General features: G+C 39.2%; 19 protein-coding genes and 1 pseudogene. 16 read left to right on the forward strand and 4 right to left on the reverse strand.

Translation table 11 applies throughout. The annotated features are described in order from the left end of the window. The first annotated feature begins 320 nt into the window (after window positions 1–320). Window positions 321–1,412 carry a sporulation protein YhbH gene (gene yhbH, locus BKP37_RS00565; protein WP_071307796.1) on the forward strand — a complete coding sequence of 364 codons (1,092 nt, stop codon included), beginning with the start codon at window positions 321–323 and terminating at the stop codon, window positions 1,410–1,412. Here the strand turns inward: yhbH and BKP37_RS00570 are convergent. The 4 genes and pseudogenes from BKP37_RS00570 to BKP37_RS00585 all read right to left on the reverse strand — a co-directional run. Beyond that, window positions 1,409–2,956 (reverse strand): recombinase family protein, encoded by a 1,548-nt coding sequence (locus tag BKP37_RS00570; RefSeq protein WP_071307797.1) that lies wholly within the window; start codon window positions 2,954–2,956, stop codon window positions 1,409–1,411. The genes yhbH and BKP37_RS00570 overlap by 4 nt on opposite strands. Before the next feature lie 70 nt (window positions 2,957–3,026). After that, entirely contained in the window at window positions 3,027–3,947 is a 921-nt protein-coding gene (locus BKP37_RS00575; RefSeq protein WP_071307798.1) for an exonuclease domain-containing protein, read from the reverse strand. A gap of 59 nt (window positions 3,948–4,006) precedes the next feature. Then, the gene (locus BKP37_RS00580) at window positions 4,007–4,438 is read right to left on the reverse strand and encodes an ImmA/IrrE family metallo-endopeptidase (protein ID WP_071307799.1); all 432 of its coding nucleotides are present in this window, start codon (window positions 4,436–4,438) and stop codon (window positions 4,007–4,009) included. An 18-nt stretch (window positions 4,439–4,456) separates the two neighbouring features. After that, window positions 4,457–4,672 (reverse strand): annotated as a pseudogene (locus BKP37_RS00585) (immunity repressor protein); the annotation flags it as partial. 693 nt (window positions 4,673–5,365) lie between these two features. On the opposite strand from BKP37_RS00585, the gene BKP37_RS00590 reads away from it, so the two are divergent. The 15 genes from BKP37_RS00590 to BKP37_RS00655 all read left to right on the forward strand — a co-directional run bounded on the left by BKP37_RS00590 (window position 5,366) and on the right by BKP37_RS00655 (window position 17,802). After that, a complete protein-coding gene (locus tag BKP37_RS00590; RefSeq protein ID WP_071307800.1) occupies window positions 5,366–5,647 on the forward strand; it encodes a hypothetical protein in 282 nt (93 codons plus the stop codon). Window positions 5,648–5,754: 107 nt separating this feature from the next. Further along, complete coding sequence (locus BKP37_RS19835) at window positions 5,755–5,928, forward strand: hypothetical protein (RefSeq protein ID WP_169823056.1); 174 nt, start codon at window positions 5,755–5,757, stop codon at window positions 5,926–5,928. 179 nt (window positions 5,929–6,107) lie between these two features. Beyond that, on the forward strand, window positions 6,108–6,470 hold the full coding sequence (locus tag BKP37_RS00600; protein WP_071307802.1) for a hypothetical protein: 363 nt from the start codon (window positions 6,108–6,110) through the stop codon (window positions 6,468–6,470). A gap of 264 nt (window positions 6,471–6,734) precedes the next feature. Further along, on the forward strand, window positions 6,735–6,944 hold the full coding sequence (locus BKP37_RS00605) for a hypothetical protein (RefSeq protein WP_071307803.1): 210 nt from the start codon (window positions 6,735–6,737) through the stop codon (window positions 6,942–6,944). A gap of 71 nt (window positions 6,945–7,015) precedes the next feature. Then, a complete protein-coding gene (locus BKP37_RS00610; RefSeq protein WP_071307804.1) occupies window positions 7,016–7,558 on the forward strand; it encodes a hypothetical protein in 543 nt (180 codons plus the stop codon). 1 nt (window position 7,559) lies between these two features. Then, window positions 7,560–8,753, forward strand: a complete 1,194-nt coding sequence (locus BKP37_RS00615) for a DUF2800 domain-containing protein (protein WP_071307805.1) — start codon at window positions 7,560–7,562, stop codon at window positions 8,751–8,753. 166 nt (window positions 8,754–8,919) lie between these two features. Beyond that, window positions 8,920–9,516 (forward strand): DUF2815 family protein, encoded by a 597-nt coding sequence (locus BKP37_RS00620; protein WP_071307806.1) that lies wholly within the window; start codon window positions 8,920–8,922, stop codon window positions 9,514–9,516. A gap of 85 nt (window positions 9,517–9,601) precedes the next feature. Further along, complete coding sequence (locus tag BKP37_RS00625) at window positions 9,602–9,982, forward strand: DUF3797 domain-containing protein (protein ID WP_071307807.1); 381 nt, start codon at window positions 9,602–9,604, stop codon at window positions 9,980–9,982. Window positions 9,983–10,017: 35 nt separating this feature from the next. Next, window positions 10,018–10,599, forward strand: coding sequence for a hypothetical protein (locus tag BKP37_RS00630; protein ID WP_071307808.1), 582 nt, complete (start codon window positions 10,018–10,020; stop codon window positions 10,597–10,599). A gap of 1 nt (window position 10,600) precedes the next feature. Further along, window positions 10,601–11,134, forward strand: a complete 534-nt coding sequence (locus tag BKP37_RS00635; protein ID WP_071307809.1) for a hypothetical protein — start codon at window positions 10,601–10,603, stop codon at window positions 11,132–11,134. A gap of 15 nt (window positions 11,135–11,149) precedes the next feature. Continuing rightward, window positions 11,150–11,311, forward strand: a complete 162-nt coding sequence (locus BKP37_RS18970; RefSeq protein ID WP_084034482.1) for a Fur-regulated basic protein FbpA — start codon at window positions 11,150–11,152, stop codon at window positions 11,309–11,311. Between the two features lie 130 nt (window positions 11,312–11,441). Then, on the forward strand, window positions 11,442–11,768 hold the full coding sequence (locus tag BKP37_RS00640; protein ID WP_071307810.1) for a Cas9 inhibitor AcrIIA9 family protein: 327 nt from the start codon (window positions 11,442–11,444) through the stop codon (window positions 11,766–11,768). A gap of 13 nt (window positions 11,769–11,781) precedes the next feature. Continuing rightward, complete coding sequence (locus BKP37_RS00645) at window positions 11,782–13,323, forward strand: PcfJ domain-containing protein (protein WP_071307811.1); 1,542 nt, start codon at window positions 11,782–11,784, stop codon at window positions 13,321–13,323. Between the two features lie 105 nt (window positions 13,324–13,428). Next, complete coding sequence (locus BKP37_RS00650; protein WP_071307812.1) at window positions 13,429–15,387, forward strand: DNA polymerase; 1,959 nt, start codon at window positions 13,429–13,431, stop codon at window positions 15,385–15,387. 33 nt (window positions 15,388–15,420) lie between these two features. Continuing rightward, window positions 15,421–17,802 carry a virulence-associated E family protein gene (locus BKP37_RS00655; RefSeq protein ID WP_071307813.1) on the forward strand — a complete coding sequence of 794 codons (2,382 nt, stop codon included), beginning with the start codon at window positions 15,421–15,423 and terminating at the stop codon, window positions 17,800–17,802. The last annotated feature ends 176 nt before the right edge of the window (window positions 17,803–17,978 follow it).

Here is a 17,978-nt window from a genome sequence, read left to right on the forward strand (position 1 = left end):
TTCATTGATTAGGATACTTGTCCAAACAATAATTTGAAGAAATATCAGAATTTCTTGTCAACTCTAGTAAGCCTCTGCATAGGATAGAGTAAATAAGATATTTTTCTCTTCAGACATGTTAGGAATTCACACAACCATATTCCGTCGAGTTATTTATATGCTAGGAATAACTGAAATGTGATTAAAACCCAAAAAAAATTTATTGAAAACTTAAGAAATATTATTAAGTCTTAGTTAGTAATGTAAAAATGGTTAAGCTCTATATTCCTGCCAAATTTAATGGTAATGGAATAAATTCGACAAAGAGGAGGGAATTATGGATGAAAGGCGGTAATGACAAAAATTATGTTGTCTCCCAAGAGAATTGGTCTCTTCACCGTAAAGGATACCAGGATCAGCAGAGGCATCAGGAAAAAGTACAGGACGCAATTACAAAAAATTTACCAGACTTAGTTAGTGAAGAAAATATTATTATGTCCAACGGCCGAGACGTCATAAAAATCCCAATAAGATCTCTAGATGAATATAAAATTCGCTATAACTATGATAAAAACAAACATGTAGGTCAAGGAGATGGAGACAGCGAATTAGGAGATGTTGTAGCAAGAGACGGAAGTGGAGATCAAAAGCAAGGTCCTGGAAAAGGCCAAGGTGCCGGCGACCAAGCTGGGGATGATTATTATGAAGCAGAAGTTTCAATTATGGAGCTAGAAAACATGTTATTTAGGGAATTAGAACTACCTAATCTTAAGCAAAAAGAGCAGGATAATATTATTGTTGAAGATATTGAATTTAACGATATTCGTAAAAAAGGATTAATGGGTAATATTGATAAAAAGCGCACAATCCTATCAGCTCTTAAGAGAAATGCAATGGAAGGTAAACCTGGAATCGCACCAATTCACAACGATGACTTAAGGTTTAAAACGTGGAATGAAATCGTCAAGCCTGAATCTAAAGCTGTTGTATTAGCAATGATGGATACATCAGGATCAATGGGGAAATGGGAAAAATATATGGCACGTAGCTTTTTCTTTTGGATGACACGTTTTCTTCGAACGAAATATGAAACAGTAGACATTGAATTTATTGCACATCATACCGAAGCAAAGGTAGTATCTGAAGAAGACTTCTTCTCAAAGGGTGAAAGCGGAGGTACGATTTGCTCAAGTGCTTACCGAAAGGCATTAGAATTAATAAATTTAAAATATGAGCCTTCAAGATATAACATTTACCCGTTCCACTTTTCTGATGGTGATAACCTAACGTCCGATAATGCACGTTGCTTAAAGCTCGTTAACGAATTAATGGAAATATCAAGCATGTTTGGGTATGGTGAAGTAAACCAGTATAATTGCACACCATATACACAAAGTAAAACCGTTGATACTATTAAGTTTCAACGGTTTTAAATTTTGGGGAATAGTTGAATTTGAAACTGATCACGTTTTGTCCAATCGGTTTTTCTTAAATAAGTCGCTTTATCAAGTATGGTTTTTAATAAACGGTTTTTCTTTTCGATATCGTCTGTATGCCGATATGCTTCCAGTACACTTTTAACTTTTGGTACAAACTCATGGACGTTTTTCTCTTCAATTTGCTCTTTATGGATTTCCTTCTGGAGAGTGTTAATCTCATCTTGGAGTTTTTTAATCCGTTCAACAATGTTTTGTTGTCGTTCCACGAACGTATCAATATCATACACCCCACGCTCGAGTAAATCGTGAAGGTTATTCTTTTGGGCATTTAGTTCCGCAATTTCTTTTTTCTTTTTCTCAATTGCTTTTTCCTTCAGTGGAATTACTGAGGTGTTTTCAGTTTTCTTTTTAGTTTCTTCATGGACTTCGAAATGGTCAACGTATTCTTGAAGACTCTCAAGTATTCTAGCTTCTACTAAATGAAGTGAAGCCCCTTTCTGAACCCCTTTACAACTCGATTGGTTGCAACGTATCATGTTACTCGGTCTGTCTTTTCTTGGTTGATAGAGCATAGTGTATCCACATACTTCACATTGGAGGATTCCAGCCAAAGGGTTAGATAGTGATTTTGATTCAACTGTGGAAGGTCTCCACCTACCGGTGTGAGCTTTATTAGCAGCTTCCCATAAGTCCTGAGTGACGAGCGGTTCGTGTGCATTTTCTTTTATAATCCATTCCGACTTAGGCATTTTCTTACGGGCATAACTCCCGTTCCGCTTTTGATACTTCACTTTCCCCCAAATCATATGCCCTAGATAGACTTCATTTTTAATAATGGCGGTTATTNTTGACGGCGCCCATGTATTCTTTTCAGGCGGGGATACCCCCAGCTTGTCTAATTCTTGTGCAATGGTTTGTCTACCGTGACCCGCCTTCATCATTTCAAACATCTTTTTTACAACCCACGCAGTATCAGGATCCGGGTATAATCTTAATTTTTCATCTCTCAGATATCCGTAGGGCGGCTTTTTAGAGACTGATTTACCTTCACTGACCGAATTCCTTCTACCTGTTTGTAAGCGCCTTGTAATGGCTTTTAATTCTTGTCTGGCCACAAGTGATTTAACACCGAATACCAACTCCCATGACTCATCCCCTGGATCGTAATATTCGGTAGGGGTGATAATCTTTGTTCCCGAGTAACGAAAAGCTCTATCTAGTAATCCTTGATCGAGCATATCCCCACGTCCTAGGCGGTCTAAATCCATCACAAGAACAGCCTCAACTAAGCCAGCTTCCAAACGTCTTATTAGTTGTTGAATCTTAGGTCGTTCAGATATAAACTCACCGGATACAACCTCTTCATGTATTTCCAAGATATTGTGGTCTTCCTTTTTGGCAATTGCAAATAGTTGCTTGCGGTGCTTAGATAGCGTATCATAATCAACTCCATCATTAGCTGCAGTCTTTTCTTCTTCAATATCTTTACGGCTTTTTCTAAGATACACATCGATATCTAACCTTTTAGGTCTATACATACACTCACCTCTCTACATAATTAACTTGTCTATACACCAAGCCTTAAAAAGAAATGCCCCTAACGGAACATTATAGTAAGGATATAAAATCTTGTTCAGAAATGATTTCTAGTTCTTGGCCATCTTTAATAAGATCCTCGGCCTTTTTTAATTTTGTACTTTTCTTACCATCTGTAAAACGAGCAAAGTCCTGGTCACCCATTATAAGATAATTTGTCTTTTTGTTAATTCCGTTAGTACAATCGCCCCCACGGTCAATGACTAGCTGCATAGCATCTTTTCTGGCCATAGATTGGAGGGTACCAGTGAAGGCACAAGTAGCACCATAAAACGGGTGGTCCTCGTCTAATTCTGTAGCTGCAGCGACTAGCTCGCTAATATCGATCCTTTTACTAACTTTTTTCTCTCTAATCCTTGCAGGACTGTAACCATTCGAGAATAAAGATCCTTGAACAACCTTTAATTTATCGATTAGACCATCATGTGAAACAACTTCATTGTAGTTGCAAGCATTAAGATACACTTGGGCAGCTGTTCGTGCATCTTCTAAAGCATGGTGGTGTTTAAAGGTGATATTTAAGTGTCTGGCAACTACATCTAATGAATAACTCGGTAAACCAGACCAAGTTTTCTTAGCGATATTTTTGGTGCAGTTATAGAAAAGTGAAGGGTACTCAACATTGATTTCGTCCAAAGAGTGCCTAAGTACACTCATATCGTAGCTTGCGTTGTGCGCAATTACTAAACTACCATCAAACATACGAGATATATCTTTCCAGATTTCTTCGAAAGATGGCTTATCAGCTACGTCTTCAGGTGTAATTCCGTGGATATTTACACAGTACGGGTCGAAGTACATATCCGTAGGTTTTATTAAAAGATACTCCTCTTTGAAAATCTCCCCGTTTTTAACTTCAACTATACCTAAAGCACAAACACTTGAACGGTTCATATTATTGGCCACTTCAAAATCAATACACACAAAATCCATACTTTCTCCTCCCTTATAAAAAAGACACGCAAATTTTCTCATTTGTACGTGTCTTGTTGTTAATAAAAAGTTTTCAGATGGGCGACTTCTTGGGGTACCCCACAAATTCTTGAAACATCTTGAAGTGTTAAATTTTTATATTCTATTAGTGTGCTATCTTCCATTAAAAGCTCTACTGCAAAGGCATTAGCTTCAACTTCGATTTTATCAATTGAAAATAGAGTATTATTTCTTAAAAATGGTGTGTTTGATCTGGGATGTATTAAAGCATGACCTAACTCATGAGAACACACAAACCTTTGCATCTCTACGCTTAAATTTGAATTAAAAAAGATGTATTTATTCCTTTTATCGTATTTATAAAATCCGTTAATTTCTTCGTGTAGGTTCCATGGAACAACGTGTATGTTTAGGATGGAAGCGAGTTCGAATGGGTCGTTCGTATTGTGCTTTTTTATCAATTCAACAACAATTTGCTTTATCCAGTTCAAGTTAATCGCCTCACATCCCTAGTTATTTTCATCGTCTTTCCTGTATTTTTTAGGGATGTATTTCTTATTTATTCGTTGTGTTTGTCGAACGGCATACTCCATTGCTTCTATAAGAGATTCAATTGCTTCTTCGCTCATCGGCTCTCCAAGAAAACTTAAACCCCCATCACTAGATAAATCCTTTTTAATTTCTTCCATGCGCTTAGCGATATCTTTTTCATCTTTTTCACTAAAAGTTTTAACGGGTCCAGCTTTTTTGCCAGCTTGGACAACGGGCATAAGGATTTTTTCTGGGGCAGAGTACACAAAGGACGCCGCCGGTGAATTAAGCTCTGGATATTTACTGCTTAATTCTTCTCTTATGCCCTTTATTGTCGAGTCTCGTTCCAGTACTATTTCAGCCAGCGCATATTGAATTTTAGTACCTTTAGGAATTGTGGTCGCATCGTCCACTACAGTTGAACCTAAATGGTTTTCACTGTTTCGTTGTTCTTTCTTTATATTCGATAATTTATTTTTAACTTCTTCTGGTGCCTTCTCAATGTATGCACACCATATAAGCTCCTCTGCGTCACCGCCTGTTATATCTGCAATTGCTTTATTTATTTCATCAGAGGCGGGAGGAACTTTACCGTTCTGTAATCTACTGAGGTGTTCTCTGCTTGCGGATAACCCTTTCTGTAGTAAAAGTCCTGAAATCTCTTCTAAAGTGTAGCGCGACTCTTTTATGTATTTCTTCAATAATTCTGCATATGTCACCTAATCCACCTCCCTTTCTAATTATCTTATTTTTGATATATTTATGTCAATATCCGCATAGTGATATTTTTTTGTCACTTTTTGTTGACGTCTGTAAAATAAAGTGATATTATGAAATCAAATAAAAGTGATGTAAAATAATCACGTTTAAGTGAGGTGATAACATCAATGAGGAATTACTCAGATATTTTAGCCCAAGCCATCATTGAAAGTGGGTTGAAGCTTCAAAAAATTGCTGAAATCATCGAAAAGAACACAGGCAGTCGACCTACGATTGAGTACCTAAGTAGGCTAAAGAACGGAAGAATCCCACCAGCTGGTGATAAGTTAAATGAGGCTTTAGCAGTTGCAGTTGGAATAGATCCTTTAGATTTAAAAGTTGCTGCTTATCGTGAAAAAATACCGGGTGACGTTCTTGAAAAATTAAAAGAGCAGTTGGGTACAGCCTAGTCACTTAGTTTTTCCAAATAAATTAATTTAATTTAGGGGGTGATGGCAATATGTCCGCAATTAATAATGCTCGTTCGCATAAGGATGTATCAAGGGGGAATGCGGGCATGGAGATACCAAAGAAGGAACACAAAATAGGCAACACTACAGTGATAGTCCACTCGCCTCTCGTAACAATGGATTTAGAAGAAAGAAAGCAGTGGTTTAGGGATGAATGGGAAAAGGGCAACCCAGTTTTAAAGGAAATAGCAGAAGCAGTTCACGACTGTTATAAGGTTTAAAACTAACTACTTTTCGAACATCATTGAGGTCCATACCTCAACTTTTTTTGAAACGAATGGCGAAATTTTGTGCTGACTTAAAAGGATTGCCGGTGAAAGATGTCGGTAAGTTACCCCTCTTATTAGAACTATGTAGAAAGAAATCGAATAACTAAAACTATGTCGAAGGAGAGAAAATTATGAAATTAGCTACACCTGCGTTATTAAAACTAACCAATGTGCAAATTGGACAACTGTTCAACTCAATGTTCTTTTTTAGGAAAACACTAAATGAAGCTGAACAAAAGCAATTCGATCTTGCTTTTGAAGAAATAAAGTCGCGCCACTATTGCTCTGAATTTGATGGAATGGGAATGCGTCTAATGACTTGGGCAGTAGTTTGGAAGGCTAAAAATCTAGTAAACAATGGAAATTTGAAACTAGCAAAACAGTACACGGTTATAGCAGAAACACTAGAAAAAGAACTTGCTAGGTTCCAAGCTGAGAATAACCCATTAAAACGAATAGAAGCGCAAACTGCTGGAACAGTTCACGCTTCATAATCACAACTTATGAATATCAATTTGGACGTTGATACTTAAAGCTTATCATTTTAACAAAAGTGCGACAAGTTTTCTTGTCGTTGGAGTCATGGCAAATACATTGAAAGGAGGGCCCCCACCTCACTTTCTAGTCGTGGCTCGAGCGATGTGAAAACATCATGTTAATCAATGCACTGTTTGGTAGACAGTCAATGCAAAACTACCGTAGTTTAAAGCGCTCAAAGGGAGCCAACGAACCTATACATAAGAAAGGCAGGTGAGAACATGGGTAAGAAAATCACCGTTTCAGGTGAAGTTCGTTTACGAGTATCGTATCAAGTTGAGTTAAATATGTCTGAGCAAGAGTTTGATGCTTTATCAGAACGTGAACAAAATGAGCATTTAGAAAACGCTATTGACTGGCTAGAAGCTGGGAGAAATGCAGAAGTAGACGAGTTTGATGTAGATGATGTTATAGAGATAGAGGAAAAGTAAAAAAGTCGCCTTTGGTAGAGACGACTGTGTAAAACCTTACAACGATATTATATCACAATTAGGAGGCACTTATGAGTAAAATTACAGTTTCAGTCAATGTTGATTCTGCAGAAGAATTAGCAAGCACGATTTTAGAATTAGCTGCTACTTTAACTCCAAATACCGGAGGGATTTTTGTAGAGACCGACAACTCAGATAAAACCGAAACAAAACCAACTTCAAATAATAAGCAAGAGGAAAAAGCAGATAAAGAAGAGCCGCAGAAATTTACAAAAGCTTCATATTTCCATCACCCAGAGAGTGACTCTTACCTTGCATTTAAAAAAGGGGACCTTGTGCCAACAGACGCTGACTTTGAACTTTGCAAAGAAATCACTAAGAAGGATTACGACAAAGGGATTGCAGCTCAAGAAGAAGCAAATAAAAAAGAAGACCCTTCAACGGATGACGTTCCAAGTGTTGTGGATCTACGCGCCAAGGCACAAGAGAAGGCGACATCTCCTGAAGCTAAAAAAGCAATTAAAGCTTTACTTGACGAGTTTGAAAGTAAATCCATCTCAGATGTTCCAGAGGACAAGCGTGTTGAGTTCTTAGCAAGGTTGGAGGATTTATAGGATGAGTGCTGTACAGCATTCAGAACGCGCACACGCCCTTTTATCAGCCAGTGGGGCGAGTAGATGGTTGAGCTGCCCACCAAGTGCAAGGCTTGAAGAAAGCGTACCTGAATCGCGTAGCGAGTATGCAGAAGAGGGTACAGTAGCCCATGAACTATCAGAGGTATATCTTCGTAGGCGCATCTTGATCTGTGACTCAAAAGAACGTCAGAGACTTGACCGTGAGTTAAAGAAGATTAAAAAGAATGAGTTCTACAACGCTGAAATGGAGAATGCAGTTCAAGAGTATGTTGAAGTTGTTAGTGAACGCTTCATGGAAGCCAAAGCAAGATCAGTAGACGCTATAGCTTTACTGGAGGAAAGACTTGATTTCTCAGAATGGGTTCCTGAAGGATATGGGACAGGTGACGTCGTGCTGATCGCAGATGGTGTTATGGAAATTATCGACTTGAAATATGGCAAGGGAGTCCCTGTCAGTGCGGAAGGTAATTCACAAATGAAACTTTACGGTTTAGGTGCTTGGTCAGCTTATAACTTTCTATACAACATTACCGAAGTGCGAATGACAATTATACAGCCAAGACTGGATAGTGTAAGCACCGCCTCGATGTTGGTAGAGGATTTACTCGAATGGGCTGAAACCAAAGTAAAACCATTAGCTAAACAGGCTTTTGATGGTGAAGGGGAATTTAAAGCTGGGGAACACTGCCGTTGGTGCAAAGTGAAGGGGAATTGTCGAGCGCGTGCTGACGCTAACATGGAAGCATTAGCCTACGAGTTTCAAGATCCAGCGTTACTCACCAGTGATGAGGTAGGTTCGATCCTATTTATCACAGAGCAGCTAAAAGCCTGGGCTAAAGATGTTGAAGAATATGCTCACAATCAAGCACTAAAAGGTAATCTGATACCTCAATGGAAACTTGTTGAAGGTAGAAGTAATAGGACGATTACGGATAAAGAAGAAGCTATTAAAATCTTCGAAGCCGAACAGTTGGAACCTAAAAAATTCTTGAAGCCTCAAGAGTTACTTGGCATAAGCGCATTAGAAAAGAATATAGGCAAAAAAGAGTTTAATAAAATGCTAGGTAAATTAATTCTTAAGCCACCCGGTAAACCTGTATTAGTTCCTGAAACTGATACTCGCCTCGAGTTAAATAGTGTTGAAGGTGACTTTGGAGACGAGATCTTTGACTAAATTACTTTGTCGAGATTGCAAACATATAAAGATTAAAAAAGTGGGGTACGTAAGCTACCAACATTATTGCGGCATCAATCAAAAATTAGGGCTATACCCAGATATTTTTAATAGACCTCACAAGAAATGCCCATTAAAAAACTCAAATAAAAAGGAGAAAAATCAAATGACAACTGACAACAATACAACAAAAGTAATCACAGGGAAAGTAAGACTTTCATATGTACACGTTTTTGAGCCAAATTCCATCGACGGTGGAGACGAAAAGTATAGTTGCGCTATCTTAATTCCAAAAACTGATAAAGAAACGTTGCGTAAGATTAAAGCCGCTACGGATGCTGCAAAAGAACTCGGCAAAGGTAAATGGGGAGGTAAAATTCCTGCTAATTGCAAAACCCCACTACGTGATGGTGATGAAGAGCGCCCAGACGATGAAGCGTACGCTGGCCATTACTTCTTAAATGCTACGAGCAAAAACAAACCAGGTGTAGCAAAGCCGATTGGTAAAGGCGCTGATGGGAAAACGAAGTTTCAAGAAATCACGGATACAACAGAAGTTTATAGCGGTTGCTATGCAAAAGTAAGTCTTAACCTCTACCCATTCGATGCGAAAGGGAATCGAGGTATCGCAGCTGGTCTAAACAATGTTGTTAAGGTCCAAGACGGAGAGTTCTTAGGTGGACGAGCAAGTGTGAATGATGAGTTCGCTGATGAGGACTTTGAAGTGGATGGCATGGAAGATGATGAGGACTTCATGAACTAAGTGCAAATTGAGGGGATTCGGTAGAGTCCCCTTTTTAATAAGAACTATCCGGGCGAAGTAAAGATCTGATAGAAAGGTGATGAAAATGAACTTAGATACATCTTTGGAGTTAATGAAAAAGTACACTAATTGCCCTGATTGTGGCAGCAGTGCAGTCGGTAACGGAGAAGGGACCTTGATTATTGAAGATAATGTATTTGAACGGTCTTGTAAATGTGGGTGGAAAGTACTTGAGGACCACAGAATTAAGTGTGTCGCATATATGACAAGCAAAAGAAAAGGTAAAACTTCGGGTATTTATGAAGTGAAAATCCATGGGAAAGGTCATAAATACTTACCATTAAATGAACTTAAAGAGCTTTCAGGTGCTACACGTGTAAACCAAACAAAGAAGATTGAAAGTTGGTTAAATACAAAGGAAGGTCGCAAGTGGGCTTTAGAAGTGAAAGAAGCAAGTATTTATTAACCGTATCGTTAAAATCCAAAATAGGGGTGTAGCTATTGCTGGAGCTAGTTACTAAGCACGCTAGAAATTTTGTGTTAACAGAGGGTGGTCGTAAGGAGTTAGAAGGGATTTATTACGACGAGGACGGCTCAATAGGGGTGACTGATAGCCATGTACTCTTATACATTCCAAAAGCGCACAACCTTAAAGAAGCAGTAATCAGACACCATAAAACAGGTAAGAAGATAGTTGGTAAGTACCCAAATCTAAAGTATTTAATAAATCTGAACTATTCCAGCGAGATTGAACTGGACATGAACCATCTCGCTAGACACATTAAATCACTAGAAGCTGCATACGCCACTATCGGTCAAATAGGGACGTTGCATAATGATTTAACTTATAAAGTGTTAGGAACACCCCATCAAAGTTACATTTTAACACTTAAAGGCAAAATTAGCAGTGATTTTAATCCAATTTCTTTAAATGTTTTTAATCTATATAAATGTTTGTTAGTTTTCAAAGATTTAAAGGTGGATAAGGTTTATTTCAGACTCGCTGGTAGTATGTCTCCCATGTTAATTACTGACCCAGATGAACGAGTAAAAACTTTGATCTCACCAGTGAGGAGGTATTGAGTTGTTAAAGATCGTGAATGGTTCACTCGAAGACGTGAAGAAGGAACTGCAATCACTAATTAAATCTAAACGGGATTATGTAGCTGGCCTAAAGGACGACCTTAAAAATAGAAAGAAGGCGCTAAAGGCTTACGAAAAGCAACACCCTAAAAAAGGTAGAACCGACGAGGTGGACCTAGAAATATTAGGTAAAAAATCAGAGGTTCAAAAACTTGAAGAGAAAATCAAGCAAAAATCAGCAGAACGCGACGAATTTTCCCAACGTTTTTCTATTACGCATATGTTACCTGTCAGTGTCGGCGGGATTGTAATCAACTATAAATTGTACGAGAAAATGCTTAAGAAGTTAGATGGTTTCCAACTGGGGTGTGAAGTCTATAAAGGTGAATTTATACTCAACTACACAAGTAAAGTTGCTTCGGGAAACCTCGCTCTTTATGACATCAGTGAGAATTTGAACGGCATTGTGGGTATCCCAGAAGCAATAATCATTGCAGAAGAAAGCGAACCAGATTTTGAAGAGTTACTTAAGTAAGGAGGTCGTTAGTCTATGAATCAAGCGAGTATGTTGGTGGTTGCGGTAGAAGCAAAAAAGAATGAATTAATCGAGCGGTTACTTGAAATGGGCGTGTATAAACACCATGACGGTCGTGACCTCTATCAACTTACATTAGAGGAATTACAGGACAAATTTAGAGGTTCTGATGAATGAGAACGAAAAAAGGGGCTAAGTGGACGACTCTATATCGCTATGAAAATAGGAAGCTACGAGTAATCCACGAGCCTCTACGAAATTATGAAATCCACAATCTACTAAAACGAGGATGGAGGAAAACGATATCATGGCAGCAACTGAAAAAATCAGAGAAGAGATGAAAAAGAACGCCAGCAATTCTTACATTCAAGTGGTGGGTAATTTTCTTCTTCAACACCTAGAAGAGGATCCTGACAGCTCAGAGAAAGTTTTGGCCAAAGATAAGTCGATTGCAAAAAGCCTTGAGGTAATGCGCGCAGAAGCTTCTAAAAAGAAGGTTGGGAATGTCGCAGTATTAACAGATCAAGAGGGGTTTGATATCGTTCTTAAATATTTTGGCATTGGAGAAAAAGAGGTAGCTAAACCTGTTACTGAAAAAGAACTTGACTTCGAGTTTGAGGATTTACTCAAGTAAGGGGGAGCGTGTTGTGAAGCTTACTGAATTACAAGAGAAAGAGTTTTTCGCGCATTTACCTACTAAAATTAGCAAAGAACTCAATGATTACGTCATTGACCAAGTGCTTAGAAGGAGCCGTTACATCTTTACTAAACGTGATGGTGCAAAGAGGCAATGGGGGTATTGTACACATTGTAAAAGACACTATCTCACAGATAACTATAAACACAATAAAGTAGTCTACTGCAAACATTGTGAGTCTGAATGCACTGTTAAAGACAGTGGACGAGGACGAAAGTATCTTGCAGACGATGCGTACCTTGTTTGGTATGAAAAGTCACTAATTGACCCGGAAGCTATTACAGCTCGAGGGTTGTATGTAAGGCGCGATTACAGTGGCGGTTACCATAATGTACAAACAGATTTTAGTGTACAAGTGATGTACTTCTTCAAGCCGGGAGAGTGTAGAATGATTGAACCTTCATGGGGCGGCGGGTGGAAAGAAAGGAAATCCGTATTCTCAATTAGCAACAGTGTTATGCAGCACAAAAGAAGCCATTATTCTAGGGGCAGTATCGCAAGCGCTGTAAAAGGTACTATGTTTCAATACAGCCAATGGGAACACTTTTACCATGAGGATATGGTTAAATTCTTTGCCCTATACGCTAAATACCCATGCATTGAGTATCTAACTAAGTTAGGGCTTTCGAACCTCGTTAATGACAAATTAGTGGGCTTACAAATGTATCGTTCGATTAACTGGAGAGGGAAAACATTACACAAAGTGTTGAAAGTTACAAAACAAGAACTCAAAACCATCAAAGATTTAAGGGAGATGAACTACTCAGTTGACGCCTTTATGCTACATCTCTTCCAGCAATCTAAAAGAGATGGCTCTAACATTTCGATGGGCGAAGCATATCAGTTAAATACAATGATACCGAACTATTACTACGAGGAACTGCAAAAACTTCAACGGTACGCAACGATAGGACAAATTTACCACTATATGAAGAAACAATATTACGGTAAATCTAAGAAACAGTTTAGCCGTCCACAAGATGTATTAACAACATGGAAGGACTACTTAGCGGATTGCAGAAAACTTGAAATGGATTTGAACCAAGAAGGTATTCTATACCCTACTAATCTATACAAAGCACACCAGGAAACGATTAAAAGGGTGAAGTATAAGGAAGACCAGGAGTTAAATAAAAAAATTGAAGAGCGTCTCAAGGTTTTAGAGGCTCTGACCTTCACATTTAAAGGTTTGTTAATTAGACCTGCTAAATCAACATTGGAATTGATTGAAGAAGGAAACGCACTTAACCACTGCGTTGGTGGATATGCTAAACGGTATGCAAATGGAGAAACAAACTTATTTTTCATTCGAAAACTTAATATGCCGGACAAGCCTTTCTACACGATAGAAATTAAAAATAACACCATTACGCAGGCTTACGGCAATAAAAATGTAGCACCTACCAAGCAGGTAGAAAAATTCATTGATCATTTTAAGGCTGAGAAGTTGGCCAAGAAATCTAAAAAAGAAAAAGTAATACAAACAGCGTAAGGGGTTAATAGTTTAATGGTTTACTTGTTTCTAATATTACTACTTTATTTAATAGTTATGTTTCTAAGAAAAGCTTAATAAAATCGCCTAGTTGGGAGGATTGCTATGACTGTTCTGCAGATCGACCTTGAAACTTATTCGAGTATCGACCTAATAAAGAGTGGAGCGTATCGATATGTAGAAGCAGAAGATTTTGAAATACTGTTATTCGCATACGCCTATGATGATGACCCAGTACAGGTTATTGATTTAACTGCCTTCGAAGATTTACCGGAGAAGGTTGCGCAAGACTTAACGGAACCAAATGTATTAAAAACTGCATTTAATGCTAATTTTGAACGAACTTGTATAACGAAACATTTCAACATTGAGTGTGACCCAAGGCAATGGCGGTGTACTGCTGTTCATGCTTTAGCGATGGGGTTACCTAATAATCTAGACGGAGTGGCCAAAGTGTTAAATCTTGATGTGGCCAAAGACGCTAGAGGTAAAAATCTAATTAAGTATTTCAGTGTTCCGTGCAAACCTACCAAAGTAAATGGGGGTAGGACACGGAACTACCCACACCATGACCCTGAGAAATGGGAGCAGTATAAAGATTATAACCTTCAAGATGTTGTGGTTGAGAGGGAAGTTAGGAGAAAACTTGAATGGCATTCCGTCCCTATCCAAGAATGGGAGTTATGGGCGCTGGACCAACGTATTAACGACTTCGGCATACGGCTAGACCCCGTCTTATTCCAACAAGCTATCAAGTGTGATGCAGAATATGAAGCTCGTCTCATGCAAGAGGCAAAAGATTTAACAGGTTTAGACAACCCGAATAGCTTAAACCAGTTAAAAGGTTGGTTATCTGAGAATGGGTTAGAAGCGGATAGTTTAGGTAAGGACCATATGCCGGCACTACTTGAACAAGCACCCAATGATGATGTACTTAGAGTTTTAAATTTACGCCGGGAAATGTCTAAGACCAGCGTAGACAAATACAAAGCTATGGAGCGCTCAGTTTGCTCAGATGAAAGAGCAAGAGGGATTCTACAGTTTTGCGGTGCTAATCGTACATGGCGTTGGGCAGGGCGTTTAATACAGACTCAAAATCTACCTCAGAACAAAATCCCTGATTTAGAGAATGCAAGAGAGATTTTAAGAAATGGAGATTTTGATTTACTAGAAATGTTATACGGCGCCCCACCTTTCGTACTTAGTCAGTTGATTCGTACAGCGTTTATCCCGTCTAAAGGGTGCCGGTTTATTGTATCTGACTTTGCAGCAATCGAGGCACGAGTTATCGCGTGGTTGGCAGATGAACACTGGGTATTAGACGTGTTTAAAGGGCATGGAAAGATATATGAAGCAACAGCTGCACAAATGTTTAAAGTGCCATTCGAGTCGATTAAAAAAGGCCATGAAAATTATGAATTACGTGCTAAGGGGAAGGTTGCAACGCTCGCTTGTGGGTATCAAGGTGGGCCAAACGCCCTCATTCAAATGGGGGCGCTACAAAGTGGCATTCCAGAAGAGGAGCTACCTATGCTTGTAAAACAATGGAGACGCGCCAATCGAAATATCGTGAAGCTTTGGTATGCTGCAGAAGAAGCAGCCGTTACGGCAGTACGAGAGAAAACAACGGTTAAATTAGCACACGGTGTGCGGTACCGATATCAGTCTAATATGTTGTTTGCTGATTTACCAAGTGGCCGTAGTTTAGCTTATGTTAATCCAAGGGTTAAACCGGATACTAAATTCAATAAAGACGGTCTTGTTTTTGATGGTATGGACCAACAAACGAAAAAATGGGTAAGTAACCGCACTTATGGCGGTCGATTAGTCGAGAACCTTGTACAAGCAATTGCACGTGATTGTTTAGCAGAAAGTTTAGTGAGAGTAGATAAAGAAGGATATAAAACAGCCATGCACGTACATGATGAGGTTGTTCTAGATGTACCAATAGGTACTGGGTCAGTTGAACACGTAGCCGCTGTTATGAGCGCTCCTATTGATTGGGCACCAGGGCTACCGTTAGATGCTGCAGGCTTTGAATGTGATTTTTATCAAAAGGATTAGATTTACTCGAGTAAGTGAGGAGGTGGCGTAAGGGTGCATGATATCGAATTAGACATCAGTTTTGGGAAACACCGCGCCGATACAAACTGGAAAACAGAATACCTTACATGGGAAGAATTTGTAGAACGATTAAAAAAGATTCGTCGGACAAAAGAGACCATGGCGCAATATGACAAAATGCATAATATCGCTCGAGGGAAAGTGAAAGACGGTCCTGCCTATGTAGGTGGATTGGTCCGCGGGGGTAGACGAAAAAAAGAAAACGTAGATACCAGAAGCCTAATTACGTTAGATGCTGATCACCCCCATGACCTAGATTTCTTATTCGCTGTCGAACTCGTTCTGGGTGGATCTGCTTACGTGATTTACTCCACCCATAGCCATAGACCTGATAAACCAAAATACAGGTTGATTGTGCCAACGAGTCGCACTATGAACCCCGATGAATACGCAGCCGTAAGCCGGAAACTTGCTGAACAGATTGGTATGGAGTATTTCGATAAAACGACCTTTCACGTTCACCGCCTCATGTATCTTCCAAGTTGTAGTAAGGATGCGGAACACGTTTTTATTGAAAATGAAGGTGACCTTGTTTCAGTTGAGGAGTTATTAAATGAATATGAGGATTGGAAGGATCCACTTCAATGGCCAAGACATAAAGACGACAAAGTACAACGGCAAACGGCTAATAAGATGGAGGACCCGAGGTCAAAACAAGGGTTAGTAGGAACATTTTGTAGATGTTACTCGATTAGTGAGGCTATTGCTGAGTTTTTATCTGACGCATATGAACCGGTGGACGACAGCTTAACGAGGTATACCCATATAGGTGCAAGTAGTTACGGTGGATTAGTTATTTATGATGAGGATACATTCGCTTATAGTCACCATGAAAGTGACCCGATTAGCGGTATGGAGGTTAATTCCTTTGACCTTATTAGGATCCACAAGTTTGGAAAACTAGATGACAGAGCAAGTGAAAAAACGAATATTACTAAATTACCTAGCTATACGGCTATGCTCGCTTTTGCTTCAAAAGATAAGAAAGTAAAACGCGAGAAGCTAGCTGAGCTAAATGACGATTTTGCAGGGATGGATTACTCAGATGAAGACGAGGACGTTGATCCCGATGCTTGGCAAGATAAATTAGATACGCACCCAAAAACAGGTTTACCTTTACCAACGGCAAATAATGTTGAATTGTTCCTAACTAATGATATTTGGAAGGATGTCCTTGCATATGACGCTTTTGGAAATACAGAGGTCATATGCAAACCGTTGCCGTGGAGAGGTAAAGAACGCCCTAGTCGTTCATATGAACCTTGGCTTGCCGCGGATGATAAACGTCTCCAGCATTGGTTTGCAAAGACTTACAAAATAAATAGTGCAAAGACGATACAAAATGCTTTTACGGAAGTTGTCCATATGAACGCTTTCCATCCGATTAAGAATTATGTTGAAAGTGTAAATTGGGATGGCCAAGAGCGAGCAGAACGGCTGTTTATTGACTATCTCGGTGCTGAAGATACGCACTATGTTAAACAAGCTACCCGGAAAACGTTATTAGCAGCGATTAACCGGCTGTATGTGCCTGGTTGCAAGTTTGACGAAATGCTAGTTATAGTAGGGCCTCAAGGTGCTGGTAAAAGTAGTTTGCTAGCTAAACTTGGTCGTGAATGGTTTAGTGACTCCTTAAGAACTTTTGAAAATAAAGAAGCCGGAGAACATTTGCAAGCTGGATGGATTTTTGAAATCGGAGAACTATCTGCATTAAAGAAATCAGAGGTTGAAGAGGTTAAGGCATTCTTATCGAAAACAGAAGACCGGTACCGTGTGGCTTATGACAGACAAGTATCTGATTTTCCACGTAAATGCGTCTTTTTTGGTACGACGAATACAAGAGATTTTCTTAGGGATTCAACAGGGAATAGACGTTTTTGGCCCGTCGAAATTGAACCTGAAAGTGCTAAACACAGCCATTGGGAGCATTTAACCGACGAAGTGGTAGGGCAGATATGGGCAGAGGTTCTGACGTGGTTTAAGGCGGGAGAGTCCCTACAACTTGATAATGAAGCCAGAATAGAAGCAGAGAAGCAGCAAGCTTCACATATGGAAGTCGATTCAAGAGAAGGCATTATTCAGGAATGGTTGGATACGCCCATTGAGGATGATATGGGCAGAGCTACTGACGATTTAAGGGTTCGTGTCTGTGTAGCCCAAATATGGGTAGAGTGCTTTGGTAAAAAAAGAGGGGATTTAAAGCCCTGGGACTCGAAAGAAGTTATGGACATCTTAAGACGCGTACCTGGGTGGAGTGAGCGAAAAGGCAAAGCAAGAGTACCTGGTTATGGCGTTCAAAGAGTATTTGAAAGAGAAGTAAGTATAGAAGAAAAATGGGCTGTTAACCATGAGTAGTTTGTTGCCTTAATGTGGTTGCCGACCAGTTGCCAAGAGTTGCCGTTAATGTTGACGTTGTTTCCGTACCGTTGCCATTAACGGAAACTCAATAAACTCTTATACGGCAAAGGTTTCAATAGTATGTTGCTAGTGTTGCCTTAATTATCATATTAAGAATAAATATATAAATAGCA

This window comes from Anaerobacillus alkalilacustris, from assembly GCF_001866005.1.
GTDB lineage: Bacteria > Bacillota > Bacilli > Bacillales > Anaerobacillaceae > Anaerobacillus > Anaerobacillus alkalilacustris.